Below are 15,698 nucleotides of genomic sequence, written 5' to 3'. Positions count from 1 at the left end.
TATTCTTGGGGGTCGTCACCCCGTTTGCCGACTGACCGAAACGAACAAGATGAGGCCAAGGCCGTAGATCGCGATCATCGGGAAGGCCTCAGGTCCGACCCCCAACAAGCGGCGCTGCGTCCGTGCCGCGAGCGCCGCGGCGAACGCTGCGGTCATCAATGCCCCCGTCGCGCACAGCACGAGCAGGCCCGGTCCAATCGACGCGAACGCCGATGCCCCAGCAACAACTGACGCGGCGGTCAGAAGGACCGGCAAAAAGGCGTTGCCGCCCAGAATATCACTCGCGGCCAGCTCATGTTCGTCCTGACGCGCGGCGGCGATCCCGGTCGTGATTTCCGGTAGAGAGGTCACCGCGGCAAGAACGGTCGCGCCGAACAAGGCGCCTTCCCATCCGATCCGAACCGCGAGCGCGCTCCCGGCTGCCTCCAGGCCGACCCCGCCTGCAAGCGTAGCCAGCGACGCGGCGGCGAACATCGCGCCAGCTTTGGCGCGTGTCTTTCTTGCTGCGGGATCGGTCGGCGGACCGTGGGGCCGCATTCGCGCGAGAAGCGCCACGCCCGCGATCCACACAGCGGGAACGATCACGTCTCCTACGCTCAAGGCCCCGAACCGTGGGCCGGCCACGCTGAGTGCGCCGAGCGTCGTCGCCGCCATCATGGCGATCACCAGCAGCGCCTCGATCTGGACACCAGGCGTTGCTGCCCGGGTCGCCAGCGGGGCTCCCGCGCGAACGCCCCAGCGGTCGATAACGACCAGGACAATGGTCTGCACCGCGATGCCGCCGAGCACGTTTCCGACCGCCATCGACAGATCGCCGCGCACCGCAGCCGACAGGACGATCGCAACCTCGGGTAGATTTGTCGCGATTGCCAACAGCAGCAGCCCGCCGAGCGCTTCGCCAAGTCCCAGCTGCAGCGATAATGCGTCGGTTGACCGTGCAAGTGGCGCGCCTGCCATCCAGACGAGAACCGCGGAGACTGCGAACAATACGCACACCGCGGCGGTCGACCACGCAGCGACCGTCATGGCCGGGCTCCGCGTTCGAAGACGCGGTCCCAGGCGGGCTTGTCGCCGAACGTCTCGACCAGAAAGTCGATGAAGAAGCGCAGCCGCGCGGGCATGTGGCGCGCGGCGGGAAACACGGCGTGCATCGCGATGGGTTCGCGCACGTGTTCGTCGAGCACCGTTTCGAGCGCGCCGCGGGCGACCGCGTCGGCGACGATAAAGGTCGGAACGTAGATCAGCCCCGCACCGGCGACGGCGGCTTCGCGCAGGGTGTCGCCGTTGTTCGCCCGCAATATGCAGGCGGGGCGCGCGACCATTCCCTCCTTGAACGTCCAGTAAGCATCGGAGACTTTGAGCGAATATTCGATTCCGTGGTGACGGCTCAGGTCTTCGGGCTGCTCCGGCCGGCCCTGCGCCGCGAGATAGGCAGGGCTCGCGCAGACGACATGCCGGATTGTGACGATCCGGCGCGCGACAAGATCGGAATCGGGCAGCGCGGCGATCCGCACCGCGAGATCATGACCATCGTGGACAATGTCGACGAACCGGTCGCTGACGTCGAGTTCGATCGCAACGCCGGGATGGCGACGCTGAAACTCGACGATCGCTGGCGCCATGCAGTGAATGGAAAAGCTGACCGGAGCACTAATCCGTAAAGTGCCTTCGGGGCTGTCGTTGGCCCCGCGCACCGCCTCGTCCATTTCCTCAAGCTCGGCGAGGATCGCTCGAGCGCGTTCGGCATAGCCGCGCCCTGCTTCGGTCAGGCTGACGTTGCGCGAGGTGCGCTGGACGAGGCGAACGCCAAGACGCTCCTCGATTTCCCGGACGCGGCGGCTGACCGCCGATTTGACGATGCCGAGCCGGTCCGCGGCCGATGCGAAGCCTCCGGTCTGCGCGAGTGCGACGAACGTGCGCAGGTCTTCAAAGCGGTCAAGCATAGTCTGCTCGGCTTTTGCTTCGCTCGCGCAGCAACGTAGTTTTGGCCGCGCTCCCCGCCATTGCGTTGACGCGACTTTCCGCCGCTGCGTCTGCAACCGTTCGCCGATCGGTTTGCCGCATATGCTCGGTCCAGCTTTCGACCACATAGCTTTCGCGGTGGAAGCTCGGGTCGGCAGGATCGGTCCAATGACGCCAAGCGAAGGCGCCTGTGCGCAGGCGGCTTTCACGCAGCTCAGCCATGGCCGACCCAAAGGCTTCGCTCTCTTCGGCATCGATCCGATAGTCGGTCGATACCAGCACGGCGCCATGATCTTCGCCGGGCGCGAGGATCAGGCCAGGCTCTTGTGAAGCGGCTGGCGAAAGGTCGAGGTCGGTTCCTCCGATAGACAGGCGCGCCAGCAGCGGCGCTGCGGCCAAGCCGGCAACCGCTGCCACGATCAACGCTTCGGGGACGCCGACCAGGTCGGCAAGCTTCCCCCAGACAAGACTTCCCGCGGCGAACGCCCCAAAATAGGCAACCACGTAAAGCGCGAGCATGCGGGCGCGCACCCAGCCCGCGACAGCGTTCTGAATGCCCACGTTCAGCAGGGTAAGGACGGTGATCCAGCCTGCACCGAACAGCGCGACCGCCGCCATGGCGAGCGCCTCGCTCGCAACGACCGCCAGCGCGCCGCAGGCTGCCGCGCAGACAATGTTTGCCGTAGCGAGGAGGCGTGTCCCGAACAGCTTCCGCAGCTTCGTAAGCATGAGTGCACCCGCCACCGCTCCGACGCCGAGTGCACCAAGGAGCGTGCCGTATCCGCTCGCCCCGAGACCGAGACGATCGGAAGCGATCAACGGGAGGAGCGCCCATGGTGCGCTTGCGATGGCGAAGAAAACAATCGCCTGACGCAAGATCCGGCGAACGCCGGGCGCATGTCGGGCGTATCGCACGCTCGCCCGCGTCGCGCCGAGGAAGTGCTCCGGGGGCAGGCGGCGCGGCTCCGGGGGCCGACGCCACGCCGCAAGCGCCCAGACGACAGCGAGGGTCGAGGCGGCGTTGATCGCGAAGGTCGCAGGCGCTCCGACGGCTGCCACTGTGACGCCGCCGAGCGCCGGACCGATGGTGCGCGCGATGTTCATACCGATGCTGTTGAGCGCCACGGCCGGCGCGAGCCCGTCGCCGCTCGCCAGTTCGGGGACGATCGCCTGAAATGCCGGCGCGGAGAACGCCGCGCCCAAGCCGATGGCAAAGGTCGCTGCCAAGAGCACTGACGGCGGCGCCGCGCCTGCAAACGCCAGGGCCGCCAGCACGGCGGCCGCCGCCGCCGCCCAGAGGTTGGCGGCGATGAGCAGCTTTCGGCGATCGACGATGTCGGCAAGGACGCCCGCCGGAAGCCCGGCCAAGAACAGCGGCACCGAGCCGGCAGCCTGAAGTGCGGCAACCAGCGCGGGGTTCGCGCCGGTCTGCACCAGAGTCCAGGTCGCCCCGACCGTTTGCATCGCGGTTCCGACGCTCGATACAATACTCGCCACCCAGAGCGCTGCGAACGTCCGGTTTGCTAGCGGGGCCAGAAGCCCGGTCTGCGCGGTCGTTGCGGCCACGTCAGCTTTCGATCAGCCCCTCGTCGCGCATTGCCCGCTCGACTCCGGGGTCCGCGAGCATCCGTTCATGATGGGATTTGACCGCTGGCCAATCGGCAAGACCCCCTGGAAGAATCGAGGACGCCCAGCGGATCATCGGCACCGAGTAGGCGTCAACATAGGTTCGGGTGTCGCCGACGATATGCGTGCGGCCGTCGAGATGCGCTTGAAGCAGATCGAGCCGTTTGCGGACGAGCGCGGTTCCGGCCTCGCGCACTTTGGCGAGCGAGGCTTCGTCGTCGGCCGTCGTATAGCGCTGGGGCATGAACACGGGGAAGAACGCCGGGTGGACGTCGCCGGTGAAGAATGCCGACCAGCGCCCGAGATAGGCTTGACCGAGCGGCGTTTCGTCTCCCGCAAGCCCGGCATCGGGGTGGGTGTGCGCCAAATAGCCGAGGATCGCCGAACATTGCGTCAGCGGGGCGCCGTCACCTGTGTCGAGCGCGGGGACCTGGCCAGCCGGGTTGAGTTTTTGATATTCCGGGTCGGACGGATTGACCCGCACCGCCTCATAGGGCTCGCCCAACCATTCGAGGACGATATGGACCGACAGCGAGCAAGCGCCCGGCGCGTAATAGAGCGTGTTCATCGATCATCTCCCGATCTTCTGTCCCGCAAGCCTAGCAAGCCGTGGAGAGCGCGTCGGCGGCGACCGTGTGAACACATCGTTCTCGTATCGAGAACGCCGGCAACGTCGGGGTTTTAGGTTCTCACATGATCGTAGCGGAATAGACGCCAAGAGGCACGACCGTGCAAAGAGCGGCATTGGGATGCGGCGCTATGGTAGTACAAACGGCGACACATATTCGTTATGTTTATCCTGTGTGGGGAGCCCGGAAGGATTCGAACTGAAGTCGCGCGGGGCGCTGCTAGAACGCGACTCGCGACCAGCTTACGGACTTATGTCGGGCTACTTTCGAGCTGACTCGATGGCGCGGGACAGGTGATCGTTCCAAATCGATAGCGCTTCACGCTTTTCAGGTTTCCAGTCGTGACGCTGATAGATCCCTGCCACCCCTGACCGCGAACCACCGACATGGTTGAGCACCGCTTCGGTCACCTCAAACCGAACTCCAAGCCTCTGAAATCCTGTGGCGAGCGTCCGCCTGAGGTCATGGAGACGCCACGGCAACATAAGGTTGCCCCCGTCTTTTGAGATTAGCTTGTCGAGCTTAGCTTTGCCCTTGGCATGTGCAGTGAACGCGGCACCTGTGGCGGTCGGAAACACACGGCCGCGACTTGGCCACTTTTCATCACCGGCCACATCATCGAGCTCAGCGATAGCAAGATTGTTGAGAGGGATGGTCGTCGGCTCGCCATTTTTGGTTCGATCGCCTGACAGCCGCATTTCGCGCTCCGCCCGGTCCAGTTCCTGCCAGTGAAGACCACTGATCTCCTCTCGGCGCTGGCCGGTGACAATCAGCAGCCGAACGATCGGTCCGAAGCATCGATGGCACTCCGGCGCCTGCATCCAAACCCTCGCCAACTCGCTATCGCTCAGCCACCGTTCGCGAGCCTTGACCGCTTTTGGCGTCTCCATCCCCTCCATCGGACTTCTATCAATGTCGCCGCGGCTCACTGCCCATCGAAACAGGCGCCTCACCACGGCGAAGACGTTGCGGCGATTGGCTGCCTGCTCACGCGGCATGCGATCGAAGACGGCAACGACGTCGATACGAGTGATAGCGGGGAGGGCCTTGTCCCTTAGCACCGGCTTGACGTGGAGTTGCAGCGATCGAGCTACGAGCATCGACCATCCTTTGCCCTTGCAGCTCGCTGCAAACCGATCGGCGTAGTTTGAAAACGCCAGATCGACAGCCTCGCGGCGTCGCTGCTTATCAGATTCGACCGGGTCGATGCCCTGATCGACGAGGCGAAGGAGCCTTGTCGCTTCCTCGCGAGCGGTGAAGGGCGTCCAAGGCGAGCCATGCCCGCCGATCGTGTAGCGACGTGTTTTCGCCTCCCGTCCGCCCATGCGATACTGGACGACGTAGGACGCCGAGCCGCCCGCACTCATCTTCAGCCCGAACCCCTTCAGTTCGTCATCCCAGAGGAAGCCGGTAACGGTGCCTGCCTGAAGCGCGTCGAGGGTCCGCTTGGTGATTTTTCCGGTGGCCATGACGAACCTCATGTACCAGAAAAGTAATCACCCAGCAATCACCGAAGCGGAAACGGGCGGCGGCAGGCGGCGGCGCGTTTCGGCGTAAGTTATTGATATAGATTGAAATTGAACGCTAAGCCATTGGCCTAAATCCGCAGGTATCGGAAGTACCAGACCTCATGCCCGTGCCGCCGCGCTTTCCGTTCGTAGCGCGTTTCGGGCCAGTCGGCGGGGCGGGTGAGGAAATCCTGCGCGCACGTGGCCTGCCACACGAAATCGTCGCGCTCGCCCATGATCATCATCGCCCAGCGGCAATAGGTCGGGTCGTCGGTGCCGAGCCGGAACTCGGTTCCCGGTTTCAGCTTTGCCGCGATCAGATCGAGCGGGCCGTGGTTGACCATCCGGCGTTTCGCATGACGCGCCTTCGGCCACGGATCGGGGTGGAGCAGATACACGCGCGACAGGCTGGCGTCGGGCAGGCGCTCGAGCACCTCCAGCGCATCGCCCATATGCAGACGGACGTTGGACAGGTCGCCATCGCGGATATGCCCGAGCGCGCCGACCACGCCGTTCAGGAACGGTTCGCAGCCGATGAAGCCGGTGCCGGGATGCGCCGCGGCCTGCCCCGCAAGATGTTCGCCCGCGCCGAAGCCGATCTCGACCTGCAGCGGGCGATCGTCGCCGAATAGCACGGCAGCGTCGAGCGCGCCGGTTTCGGGTACCGACACACGCGGTAACAGATCCTCGACCAGCGCAGCCTGCCCCTGTCGCAACGCATGGCCCTGTCGCCGGCCATACAGGCGGCGGATCGTCGTCGGATCGTTCATCGACCGCGCTCTAGGGACTTTCTGCGCCGGGCGAAACCGGGTCGACCACGTTCGGGACCGCGACGTTCAACCGCTCGTCGGCTTGGCCTAAATCCCGGCCGAATGTGCACCCGGATTCTTCCAAAGTTCACACAAGTTCACACGAAACGTGTCCTCCGAGTGATCCTGACCGACAATGTGAAACAGCGCAAAAGCTAGCATTCCGTGCGAGATAACACGGGCGCCAGTCTGTAGGAAAGTGGCGGGTCCGCGGCTGGGAACGCCCTATAGCAGTCCTTACGATCTAACGGTATGTAGGGACTCGTAGTAGGAGAGCAAGCTTGAGCACGGCGGTTGTGATCACGATCGGTGCGGCTGTTCTCGTCATGCTGCTGGCCGCCGATTTCCTGTTCTATCGCTTGATGATCCGGTCGCTTTTCAGATTGGTTGATCTGCTGCCCCCTTACCGGCCCGGGGGGCGCTATCGTTCTCAATCAATGCCGGAGAGGTATACTTCGCTACGAGAGCCACGGAAGGGCAGCTAACCACCAACAACGGCCTTTGACAGTGAGACGATCGAGACAGAAATCCCGCCGGTGCACCCGTGCACCGGTGCACCGGCAGGATTCTTGGTCGCCGCAAGCGGTTGGGTTCAGGCGGCGACGGCTGCCTTCAGCTTGTCGACCAGATCGGTCTTTTCCCACGTGAACAGATCGCCTTCCGGCTCGCGCCCGAAGTGACCGTAGGCAGCGGTCTTGGCGTAGATCGGGGCGTTCAGCTTCAAATGTTCGCGGATGCCCTTGGGGGTCAGGCGGACGAGCTGCGGCAGCACCGTCTCCAGCGTCGCTTCGTCGACCGTGCCGGTGCCGTGCGTGTCGACGTAGACCGACAGCGGCTCGGCGATGCCGATCGCGTAGCTCAGCTGGATCGTGCAGCGCCGCGCGAGGCCCGCCGCGACGACATTCTTCGCCAGATAGCGCGCGACGTACGCAGCCGAGCGATCGACCTTCGTCGGATCCTTGCCGCTGAACGCGCCGCCGCCGTGCGGGGCCGCGCCGCCATAGGTATCCACGATGATTTTCCGCCCGGTCAGGCCCGCGTCGCCATCCGGCCCGCCGATCTCGAACTGGCCGGTCGGGTTGATGTACACCTTCGTTTCGTCGGTGATGAAGCCGTGGGGGAGGATGTCGCGGAAAGCCTCCATCACGTAGTCGCGCAGCACGGCGTATTTCGCGGGGTCGGCGTTGTCGCCCTTTTCGCAATAACCCGCGGCGTGCTGGGTCGAAACCACCAAGGCGGTCGCGCGGACCGGTACTTCGTTTTCGTACTGCAGCGTGACCTGGCTCTTGGCGTCGGGCTCGAGGAACGGGGCCGCGCCCGAATGGCGATCCGCGGCCAGCCGCTCAAGAATCTTGTGGCTGTAGTATAGCGTCGCGGGCATCAGGCCGGGCGTCTCGTCGGTCGCATAGCCGAACATGATGCCCTGATCGCCCGCGCCCTCATCCTTGTTGCCGCTCTCGTCGACGCCCATCGCGATATGGGCCGATTGCGGGTGGAGGTTGTTCGAGAAATCGAAGGTTTCCCAGTGGAATCCGTCCTGTTCGTAGCCGATCCGCTTCACGGTATCGCGCACCGCTTTCTCGATCTCGGCCTCGACGCCGGGCGCCCAATTGCCTGCGGTGTCCATGATGCCTTCACCACGGATTTCGCCAGCGATGACGACCTTGTTGGTGGTCGTCAGCGTCTCGCACGCGATGCGCGCCTGCGCGTCTTTGCCGAGAAACAGGTCGACGATCGAATCGCTGATCTGGTCGGCGACCTTGTCGGGATGGCCTTCGGAAACCGATTCGCTGGTGAACAGGAACGACTTGCGCATGAAAACTCCGCAGCTGATATAAAGAAAGCTTTATATCAGCCTTACCGGGCGCGCCGCCGGATGGCAACCGCCACGGCGAGCAGCAATAGCGCGACGATCGCCGCCGCCAAATTGCCGAGACGCGAGAATAATGTCGGGGGCAGCGGCTGGGGCATTGCGATGTCGATCGCGCCCGCGGTCTTGTGCGGGATGGTGGCGAGCAGGCGGCCGTCGGCTGCGATCACCGCGGAGATGCCGTTGGGCGTCGCGCGGACGATCGGCAGCCCTTCCTCAATCGCGCGCATCCGCGCCTGCGCCAGATGCTGCGGTGGCCCCCACGTGCCGAACCACGCGTCGTTCGACGGGTTGAAGATGATCCGTGGGCGACGCGCCTCGTCCACGACTTCGCCCGAGAAGATGATCTCGTAACAGGTCTGCACCCCGATCGCGCCGAAGCCGGGGAGAGGGATCGCACGCGGACCCGGCCCCGGAATGAAATCGAAATCGCCGGGAACGAGGCGGGCGAGGCCGAGCGGTTTGAGCAGCCACGGCATCGGCAGATATTCGCCGTATGGCACCAGATGCGCCTTGTCGTAGCGGCCGACGATCTTCGACTGGGGATCGACCGCGAACACCGCGTTGGTCGCGCTGACCGCGTCGAGCTTCGCATCGAACTGCAGCGTCGTGCCGCCGGTCATCAGCCGGTCGCGCGGGCCGAGCAGCGACGCCATGCGCCAGCGGATCAGCCGCGGGCTGACCCCGCCATAGGAGTAGGCCGGATAACCGTCCTCGATATAGTCCCGCACGACGCCCTCGGGCCACAGGATCAGACGCGGGACGGGGCCGGGTCTGCCCGACAGCGCCGACATCTTGGCGAGCAGCAATTCGCCGTCGCTTTCGCCGCGCTGATCCTGGCTGACGTTGGGCTGGACGACGCGCAGGCGGAGTGCGGGGTCGGACGGCGGCGTGCGGTCGCCGCCCAGCGCGATCGCGGCGATCACGGCGACGGCGGCGCTGATCGCGGGCAGGGTCCAGCGCCTGTTCGCCAGCAGCAGCAACGCGCCGCTCGCGACGATCGTCAGCCCCGACAGGCCGTAAGTGCCGACAATGGTCGACAGTCGCGCGACGCCAAGCACCGGCAGCCAGATCACGCCGAGCGGATCCCACGCGTAACCCGTGAACAGCGTGGAGCGCAGCCATTCGGTCGCGATCCACGCCGCGGCGGAGGTGAGGACATACGCCGCGTCGGGTGTCCGTCCGCGAAAACGCCACGCCAGCCCCGCCCCGATCGCGGGATAGACCGCGAGGTACAGCGCCAGCGCGAACGGTGCGAAATAGCCGAGCGCGGGCGGCATCTTGTCCTGGAACTCGAACGAATGCTGGAACCAGTTGTCGTTGATCGTGAAATGTCCGACCCCGAACGCCCACCCACGCCACAGCGCCTGCTTCAGCGTCGGCGCATCGTGGATCAGCCACAGCAACGCGGCAACGGCGATGAGCGTGAGGGGCCACAATTCGAGCGGCGCGAAGCCGCACGCGGCGGCGGCGCCGATGAGAACGGCGGCGAGGGCTGGATAGCGGGTTACGATCGACACTTTCGCTCCTTGCCGTGGGCGCGTTGCGGGAACAAGTCGCCGCATGTCAGCCCACCCCGGCGAAAGCCGGGGCCCAGGTATACCGCGCTTGATGGTGAGCGATTCGCGCACCCGATGAGAGGTCGAAACTGGACCCCGGCCTTCGCCGGGGTGGAATTAGGTTCGGCGCATAGGGCGTGACGGACCTTCAGGAACGGTGTATCACGTCTGCATGACACTCCGCCCGTTCCACCTCGCCTTCCCGGTTCATGATCTCGCCGCCGCGCGCGCATTCTACGGCGGCATCCTCGATTGCCGCGAGGGTCGGAGCAGCGACCATTGGATCGACTTCGACTTCCACGGTCATCAGATTGTCGCGCATCTCGATCCCGCTGCGAAACCAGCGGGCGTCACCAATCCGGTCGACGGCCACGACGTGCCCGTACCGCATTTCGGCATCGTGCTGACGATGCACGACTGGCAGGCGCTGGCGGACCGCGTGGAAGCAGCCGGTGTGGGCTTCGGCATCGCCCCGCACATCCGGTTCAAGGGCCAGACGGGCGAACAGGCGACGATGTTCTTCCGCGACCCGTCGGGGAACGCGCTGGAATTCAAGGCGTTCGCAGACGATTCCCGATTGTTCGCCACGGAGAGTGCGGCATGAGCGTACCGATCGAAGTAGACCTGCCGCACAAGCTGGGCCGGGCAGAGGCGAAGCGGCGGATCGGGGAGGGGTTCGGCAAGCTCGCCGATTTCGTCCCCGGCGGTTCGGTGACCGCGCATCACTGGACCGGCGATACGCTGGATTTCACAGTCGAAGGGCTGGGGCAGCGCGTCTCGGCGCGGCTCGACGTGCAAGATGCGAACGTCCACGCGATGTTCGACCTGCCGCAGTTCATGGCGCTGTTCGCGGACAAGATCCGCGCGAAGTTGCAGCGCGAAGGGCCGAAACTGCTGGAGTAGCGCCAAGCCGCACGTGCGCAGCAAAGCTGCGCGCGAGACGGCCAAGCTGGGACGGCGAGCCGGCCAGTGATGGCCGGCGCGTCCGACGACGCGGCTTTGCCGCGGCGGTATCCTATTCCCGTCCTTTTACCGCGCCGCCACCTTCGCGCCCGTGCTGACCCGCCAGATCACGTTCCCCACATCGTCCGCCACCAGCAGCGCGCCCGTCTTGTCCGCGATCACCCCGACCGGGCGGCCCTGCGCCTTGCCGTCCGCATTCAGGAACCCGGTCAGCACGTCGATCGGCTTTGCGCCCTTCGTCGGCCACCCGCTGGCGTCGAATGGCACGTACACCACCTTGTACCCCGACACCGGCACGCGGTTCCACGACCCGTGTTCTCCGATGAATGCACCGCTAGCGAACCGTCCGCCCAGCTTCAGGCCGTCAGCAAACGTCAGCCCCAGCGCCGCGACGTGCGGCCCCAGCGCGTAGTCGGGGCGCTTCGAATATTGCTGCAATTGCGGGTTGGCGGGCTCGACGCGCTTGTCGGGATAGCCGCCCCAATAATACCACGGCCAGCCGAAGTGATCGCCCAGTTCCACTGCGGTCAGATAGTCGGGGACGATATCGGACCCGAGCATGTCGCGTTCGTTCACCACGGTCCAAAGCTGCTTGGTCGTCGGATTCAGCGCCATGCCGTTCGCGTTGCGCACCCCGGCGGCATAGACGCGGAAGGTTTTCTCCTTCGGCCACACCTGCAGGATCGTCGCGCGATTGCGTTCGGCGTCAAAGCCGTTTTCGGCGATGTTCGACGACGATCCGACCGATACGTACAGCGTCCGCCCGTCTTCGCCCGCGATCACGTTGCGCGCCCAGTGATTGCCGCCGCCGGGCAGCTTCACGACCGTTTCTGGCTTGGCGGTGATCTTCGTCATGCCATCTTTGTACGGCACGCGGACCAGCGCGTCGGTATTGCCGATGTAGAGCTGGCCCTGGAACAGCGTCATCCCGAACGGCGAATTGAGGCCCGTCATGAACACCGAGCGCTGTTCGGCCACGCCGTCGCCATCGGCGTCGCGCAGCAGGGTGATGCGGTTGGCGGACGGCACGCCCGCGCCCGCCTTGCCCATCAACCACTTCATCACCGCGCCAGTGATGCCGCCGGCCTTGCGCGGCGGGGAATTGCTTTCCGCGACCAGCACGTCGCCGTTGGGCAGGCGGTAAAGCCAGCGCGGGTGATCGAGTCCGGCGGCGAACGGCTGAACCGTCAGGCCCGCCGCGGGGATCGGCTTCGCGCCATTCTGCCAGCCGACGACATCGGCGACCTTGATGGTCGGGATCATCTGACTGCGGGGTGCGGTGATGCTGGGCCGTGCGCCGGTGACCGCGGCGAAATCGACCTTCGCCTTGTCGGGCCAGCCGAGCCACACGAAGATGACGACGCCCGCGAGAGTGATCAGGCCGAGGACGATCAGGATGTGTTTACGCATGACGCGACGGTAGGGGCGAGGCGGCCCCAAAACAATCCTCCCCCCGACGCCGGAGCATCGGGGGGAGAAGTTTGCGGCGCGCCAAGGGGGGAGGGTGCGCGCCGCGGGGAACGACGTGTCAGACGAAGGCGGGTTCGTTCTTCGTCTTGGGAAGTTCGAAGCGATCGGCGTCCATCACCTTCGTCCACGCCTTTACAAAGGCATCGACGAACGCAGGTTCGGCATCGTCGGTGGCATAGGCCTCGGCCAGCGCGCGCAGCTGCGAATTCGATCCGAAGATCAGGTCGACGCGGCTGCCGGTCCATTTCTGTTCGCCGGTGCGACGATCGCGTGCGACGAACACGCCCTCGTCGGTCGGCGACGCTTCCCACCGCATCGTGATGCTGGTGGTCAGCAGGTTGCGGAAGAAATCGTTGCTGAGCGTGCCGAGACGGTCGGTGAACACGCCGTGCGCCGAATCATTGTGGTTGGCGCCCAGCACGCGCAACCCGCCGAACAGCACGGTCATCTCCGGCGCGTTGAGCGTCAGCAGGTGCGCACGATCGACCAGCAGTTCCTCCGCCGAATAGACCGACGATTCGCCGACGTAGTTGCGGAAACCGTCCGTCTTGGGCTGCAGCGGCTCGAACGAATCGGCATCGGTCTGCTCCGCGGTGGCGTCGGTGCGGCCCGGGGTGAACGGGACGGTCACGTCGTGGCCGGCCTTCTTCGCCGCCGCCTCGATCGCCGCATTGCCGCCGAGCACGATCAGGTCGGCGAGCGACACCGTCTTGCCGCCCGCGTTGAAGTCGCGCTGGATGCCCTCCAGCGTCGCCAACGCCGCCGCCAGTTCGGCCGGCTCGTTGACCGCCCAGTCCTTTTGCGGGGCGAGCCGGATGCGCGCACCGTTCGCGCCGCCGCGCTTGTCGCTGCCGCGGAAGGTGGAGGCCGACGCCCACGCCGTCTTCACCAGCCGCGATATCGACAGGCCGGAATCGAGGATCTTCGCCTTCAGCGCCGCCGCATCCGCGTCGTCGATCGTCGCGTGATCGGCGGCGGGAACCGGATCCTGCCAGATGCGCGGTTCGGCCGGAACCTCGGGGCCGAGCAGGCGGACGAGCGGCCCCATGTCGCGGTGTGTCAATTTGTACCACGCCTCCGCGAATGCCTTGGCGAACTGGTCCGGATTCTGATGGAAGCGGCGCGAAATCTTCTCATATTCGGGATCGAGCCGCAGCGAGAGGTCAGTCGTCAGCATCGTCGGGCGATGCTTCTTCGACGGGTCGTGCGCGTCGGGGACGTCCTCCGCCGCGCCGACCGCGACCCACTGCTTCGCGCCTGCGGGGCTGGTCGTCAGTTCCCACTCATGCCCGAACAGATTGTCGAAATACAGGTTGGTCCATTTCGTCGGCTCCTGCGTCCAGGTGACCTCCAGCCCGCTGGTGATCGTGTCGCCGGCATTGCCGCTGCCGAAGCTGTTCGCCCAGCCCAGCGCCTGCAGCTCGATACCCGCACCCTCGGGCTCGGGGCCGACGTGATCGTCGGGCGGGGCGGCGCCGTGGGTCTTGCCGAAGGTGTGGCCGCCCGCGATCAGCGCGACCGTCTCCTCGTCGTTCATCGCCATCCGCGCGAACGTCTCACGGATGTCGCGCGCCGCGGCGACCGGATCGGCGCTGCCGTTCGGCCCCTCCGGGTTCACGTAGATCAGGCCCATCTGGACCGCCGCCAGCGGATGCGCGAGATCGCGGTCGCCGCTGTAGCGCTCGTCGCCCAGCCATTCGCGCTCCGCACCCCAGTTCACGTCGGTTGCGGGTTCCCACACGTCGGCCCGACCGCCGCCGAAGCCCGCGGTCTGGAAGCCCATCGATTCGAGCGCGACGTTGCCGGTCAGCACCAGCAAATCGGCCCACGAAATCTTGCGGCCGTACTTCTGCTTGATCGGCCACAGCAGCATCCGCGCCTTGTCGAGGTTGGCGTTGTCGGGCCAGCTGTTAAGCGGTGCGAAACGCTGCTGTCCTGCGCCCGCACCGCCGCGGCCGTCACCGATCCGATACGTCCCTGCGGCGTGCCACGCCATGCGGATGAACAGCGGGCCGTAATGGCCGAAATCGGCCGGCCACCAATCCTGCGATTCGGTCATCAGCGCGGTGATGTCCGCCTTCACCGCGGCCAGATCGAGCGACTTGAATTCATCGGCATAGTCGAATTCCGGGATCATCGGATCTCCCGCCGGAGGGTTCTGATGCAGGACCGAGATGTCGAGCTGGTTCGGCCACCAGGTCCGGTTGGTCATGTCGAACAGGACCGCGGCCCCGTCCATCTTCCCGCCGCTCATCGGGCACTGGGCTTCGACGTTCATACCATCTCCAATTTTATGCGTGTCTGAATCTCGCGGCTCTTATGCCACGGCGGTTGTCAGTGATGAAATGGATTAGTCCGCGCGCAGTGATCGAACGGGTGATAATTGCGATGGGCGGTCAGTCGCCCTCGGGTTCGGGCCTGGGCGGGTGCAGTCGCAGACGGTTGATGCGGCGTTCGTCGGCGTCGATCACCTCAATCCGCCAGCCGCTCGGGTGATCGATGCAATCGCCCGCCTCCGGCACACGCCCCGCCAGCACCGCGGTCAGCCCGCCGATCGTGTCGACGTCGCTGTCCGCGACCGCGAGCCGCGCATCGACCGTCTCGCCGACGTCCTCCAGCTCGGCGCGCGCGTCCACCTCCCACGCGCCGCCGTCCAGCGGGATCAGCAGGATTTCCGGCGCTTCGTCATGCTCGTCCTCGATCTCGCCGACGATTTCCTCGATCAGATCCTCGATCGTGACTAGGCCTTCGGTACCCGAATATTCGTCGAGCACCACCGCCAGATGGACGCGCGTCTGGCGCATGTCGGCCAGCAGATCGAGCGCGCCGCGTGACATCGGCACGAACAGCGGCTGACGGATCAGCGCGGCGATGTCGGTCGGCGGCGGCGCGTCGGCGGCCAGGATCGCAAACACGTCCTTGATGTGGACCATGCCGATGATCGTATCCAGTCGCTCGCGATAGACCGGCAGGCGGCTGACGCCCGCATCCGCCAGCACCGCCACGACCTCGGCGAAGCTGGTCTTTTCCTCCACCGCGATGATGTCCGCGCGCGGCACGCCGACATCGCCCGCATCGCGTTCGCTGAAATGGAGCAGGTTGCGCACCATCTGCCGCTCGAGCGGGGTCAGGTCGCCTTTCGCATCGGGGGTCGGATCGCCTTCGTGCCGGTCGATCGCCTCTTCCAGTTGCCCCCGCAACGTCTCGTCATGTTGTTCGCCGAAGATCAGGGTCTTCAACCCGCGCCAGATGCCGCTTTCATGGGAGTCGCCGTTGCCGGCGGTACTTCGGTCTTCCGACAC

At 65.6% G+C, this 15,698-nt stretch carries 13 protein-coding genes; 2 read left to right on the top strand and 11 right to left on the bottom strand.

Annotated features, from left to right (window positions below; translation table 11 throughout):
- Nucleotides 1–15 precede the first annotated feature (15 nt).
- The 8 genes from M0208_RS05005 to lnt form a co-directional block, all read right to left on the bottom strand.
- Entirely contained in the window at nucleotides 16–1,026 is a 1,011-nt protein-coding gene (locus tag M0208_RS05005; protein ID WP_258890630.1) for a hypothetical protein, read from the bottom strand.
- On the bottom strand, nucleotides 1,023–1,943 hold the full coding sequence (locus M0208_RS05000) for a LysR family transcriptional regulator (RefSeq protein ID WP_258890629.1): 921 nt from the start codon (nucleotides 1,941–1,943) through the stop codon (nucleotides 1,023–1,025). Before M0208_RS05000 ends, M0208_RS05005 begins: the two co-directional genes overlap by 4 nt.
- Nucleotides 1,936–3,528: an MFS transporter gene (locus M0208_RS04995; RefSeq protein ID WP_258890628.1), complete on the bottom strand. Its 1,593-nt coding sequence runs from the start codon at nucleotides 3,526–3,528 to the stop codon at nucleotides 1,936–1,938. Before M0208_RS04995 ends, M0208_RS05000 begins: the two co-directional genes overlap by 8 nt.
- Nucleotide 3,529: 1 nt before the next feature.
- Complete coding sequence (locus M0208_RS04990; RefSeq protein WP_258890627.1) at nucleotides 3,530–4,156, bottom strand: glutathione S-transferase family protein; 627 nt, start codon at nucleotides 4,154–4,156, stop codon at nucleotides 3,530–3,532.
- A 321-nt stretch (nucleotides 4,157–4,477) separates the two neighbouring features.
- A complete protein-coding gene (locus M0208_RS04985) occupies nucleotides 4,478–5,686 on the bottom strand; it encodes an integrase family protein (protein WP_258890626.1) in 1,209 nt (402 codons plus the stop codon).
- 128 nt (nucleotides 5,687–5,814) lie between these two features.
- Nucleotides 5,815–6,495, bottom strand: coding sequence for a tRNA (guanosine(46)-N(7))-methyltransferase TrmB (locus M0208_RS04980; RefSeq protein ID WP_258890625.1), 681 nt, complete (start codon nucleotides 6,493–6,495; stop codon nucleotides 5,815–5,817).
- 631 nt (nucleotides 6,496–7,126) lie between these two features.
- On the bottom strand, nucleotides 7,127–8,350 hold the full coding sequence (gene metK / locus M0208_RS04975; protein ID WP_258890624.1) for a methionine adenosyltransferase: 1,224 nt from the start codon (nucleotides 8,348–8,350) through the stop codon (nucleotides 7,127–7,129).
- 41 nt (nucleotides 8,351–8,391) lie between these two features.
- Complete coding sequence (gene lnt, locus M0208_RS04970) at nucleotides 8,392–9,969, bottom strand: apolipoprotein N-acyltransferase (RefSeq protein ID WP_258890623.1); 1,578 nt, start codon at nucleotides 9,967–9,969, stop codon at nucleotides 8,392–8,394.
- A gap of 166 nt (nucleotides 9,970–10,135) precedes the next feature.
- Here lnt and M0208_RS04965 point away from each other — a divergent pair, with 166 nt between their 5' ends.
- Both M0208_RS04965 and M0208_RS04960 read left to right on the top strand, forming a co-directional pair.
- Nucleotides 10,136–10,567: a VOC family protein gene (locus M0208_RS04965; protein ID WP_258890622.1), complete on the top strand. Its 432-nt coding sequence runs from the start codon at nucleotides 10,136–10,138 to the stop codon at nucleotides 10,565–10,567.
- Nucleotides 10,564–10,866: a polyhydroxyalkanoic acid system family protein gene (locus M0208_RS04960; RefSeq protein ID WP_258890621.1), complete on the top strand. Its 303-nt coding sequence runs from the start codon at nucleotides 10,564–10,566 to the stop codon at nucleotides 10,864–10,866. Before M0208_RS04965 ends, M0208_RS04960 begins: the two co-directional genes overlap by 4 nt.
- A 126-nt stretch (nucleotides 10,867–10,992) precedes the next feature.
- Here M0208_RS04960 and M0208_RS04955 read toward each other — a convergent pair whose 3' ends face one another.
- The 3 genes from M0208_RS04955 to M0208_RS04945 all read right to left on the bottom strand — a co-directional run bounded on the left by M0208_RS04955 (nucleotide 10,993) and on the right by M0208_RS04945 (nucleotide 15,698).
- Nucleotides 10,993–12,336 (bottom strand): sorbosone dehydrogenase family protein, encoded by a 1,344-nt coding sequence (locus M0208_RS04955; protein WP_258890620.1) that lies wholly within the window; start codon nucleotides 12,334–12,336, stop codon nucleotides 10,993–10,995.
- A 118-nt stretch (nucleotides 12,337–12,454) separates the two neighbouring features.
- Complete coding sequence (gene katG / locus M0208_RS04950) at nucleotides 12,455–14,674, bottom strand: catalase/peroxidase HPI (RefSeq protein ID WP_309546980.1); 2,220 nt, start codon at nucleotides 14,672–14,674, stop codon at nucleotides 12,455–12,457.
- Nucleotides 14,675–14,792: 118 nt separating this feature from the next.
- The gene (locus tag M0208_RS04945) at nucleotides 14,793–15,698 is read right to left on the bottom strand and encodes a hemolysin family protein (RefSeq protein WP_258890619.1); all 906 of its coding nucleotides are present in this window, start codon (nucleotides 15,696–15,698) and stop codon (nucleotides 14,793–14,795) included.

The organism is Sphingomonas sp. SUN019 (assembly GCF_024758705.1).
GTDB lineage: Bacteria > Pseudomonadota > Alphaproteobacteria > Sphingomonadales > Sphingomonadaceae > Sphingomonas.
Note: the sequence above shows the minus strand (reverse complement) of the source record. Positions and strands in the feature narration are given on the sequence as shown.

What these genes read in the sequence shown, in the direction of transcription:
- M0208_RS04985 (WP_258890626.1), bottom strand. Translation starts at nt 5,686, where the DNA reads ATGGCCACCGGAAAAATCACCAAGCGGACCCTCGACGCGCTTCAGGCA.
- M0208_RS04960 (WP_258890621.1), top strand. Translation starts at nt 10,564, where the DNA reads ATGAGCGTACCGATCGAAGTAGACCTGCCGCACAAGCTGGGCCGGGCA.
- M0208_RS05005 (WP_258890630.1), bottom strand. Translation starts at nt 1,026, where the DNA reads ATGACGGTCGCTGCGTGGTCGACCGCCGCGGTGTGCGTATTGTTCGCA.
- metK (WP_258890624.1), bottom strand. Translation starts at nt 8,350, where the DNA reads ATGCGCAAGTCGTTCCTGTTCACCAGCGAATCGGTTTCCGAAGGCCAT.
- katG (WP_309546980.1), bottom strand. Translation starts at nt 14,674, where the DNA reads ATGAACGTCGAAGCCCAGTGCCCGATGAGCGGCGGGAAGATGGACGGG.
- M0208_RS04965 (WP_258890622.1), top strand. Translation starts at nt 10,136, where the DNA reads ATGACACTCCGCCCGTTCCACCTCGCCTTCCCGGTTCATGATCTCGCC.
- M0208_RS04990 (WP_258890627.1), bottom strand. Translation starts at nt 4,156, where the DNA reads ATGAACACGCTCTATTACGCGCCGGGCGCTTGCTCGCTGTCGGTCCAT.
- lnt (WP_258890623.1), bottom strand. Translation starts at nt 9,969, where the DNA reads ATGCGGCGACTTGTTCCCGCAACGCGCCCACGGCAAGGAGCGAAAGTG.
- M0208_RS04955 (WP_258890620.1), bottom strand. Translation starts at nt 12,336, where the DNA reads ATGCGTAAACACATCCTGATCGTCCTCGGCCTGATCACTCTCGCGGGC.
- M0208_RS05000 (WP_258890629.1), bottom strand. Translation starts at nt 1,943, where the DNA reads ATGCTTGACCGCTTTGAAGACCTGCGCACGTTCGTCGCACTCGCGCAG.
- M0208_RS04980 (WP_258890625.1), bottom strand. Translation starts at nt 6,495, where the DNA reads ATGAACGATCCGACGACGATCCGCCGCCTGTATGGCCGGCGACAGGGC.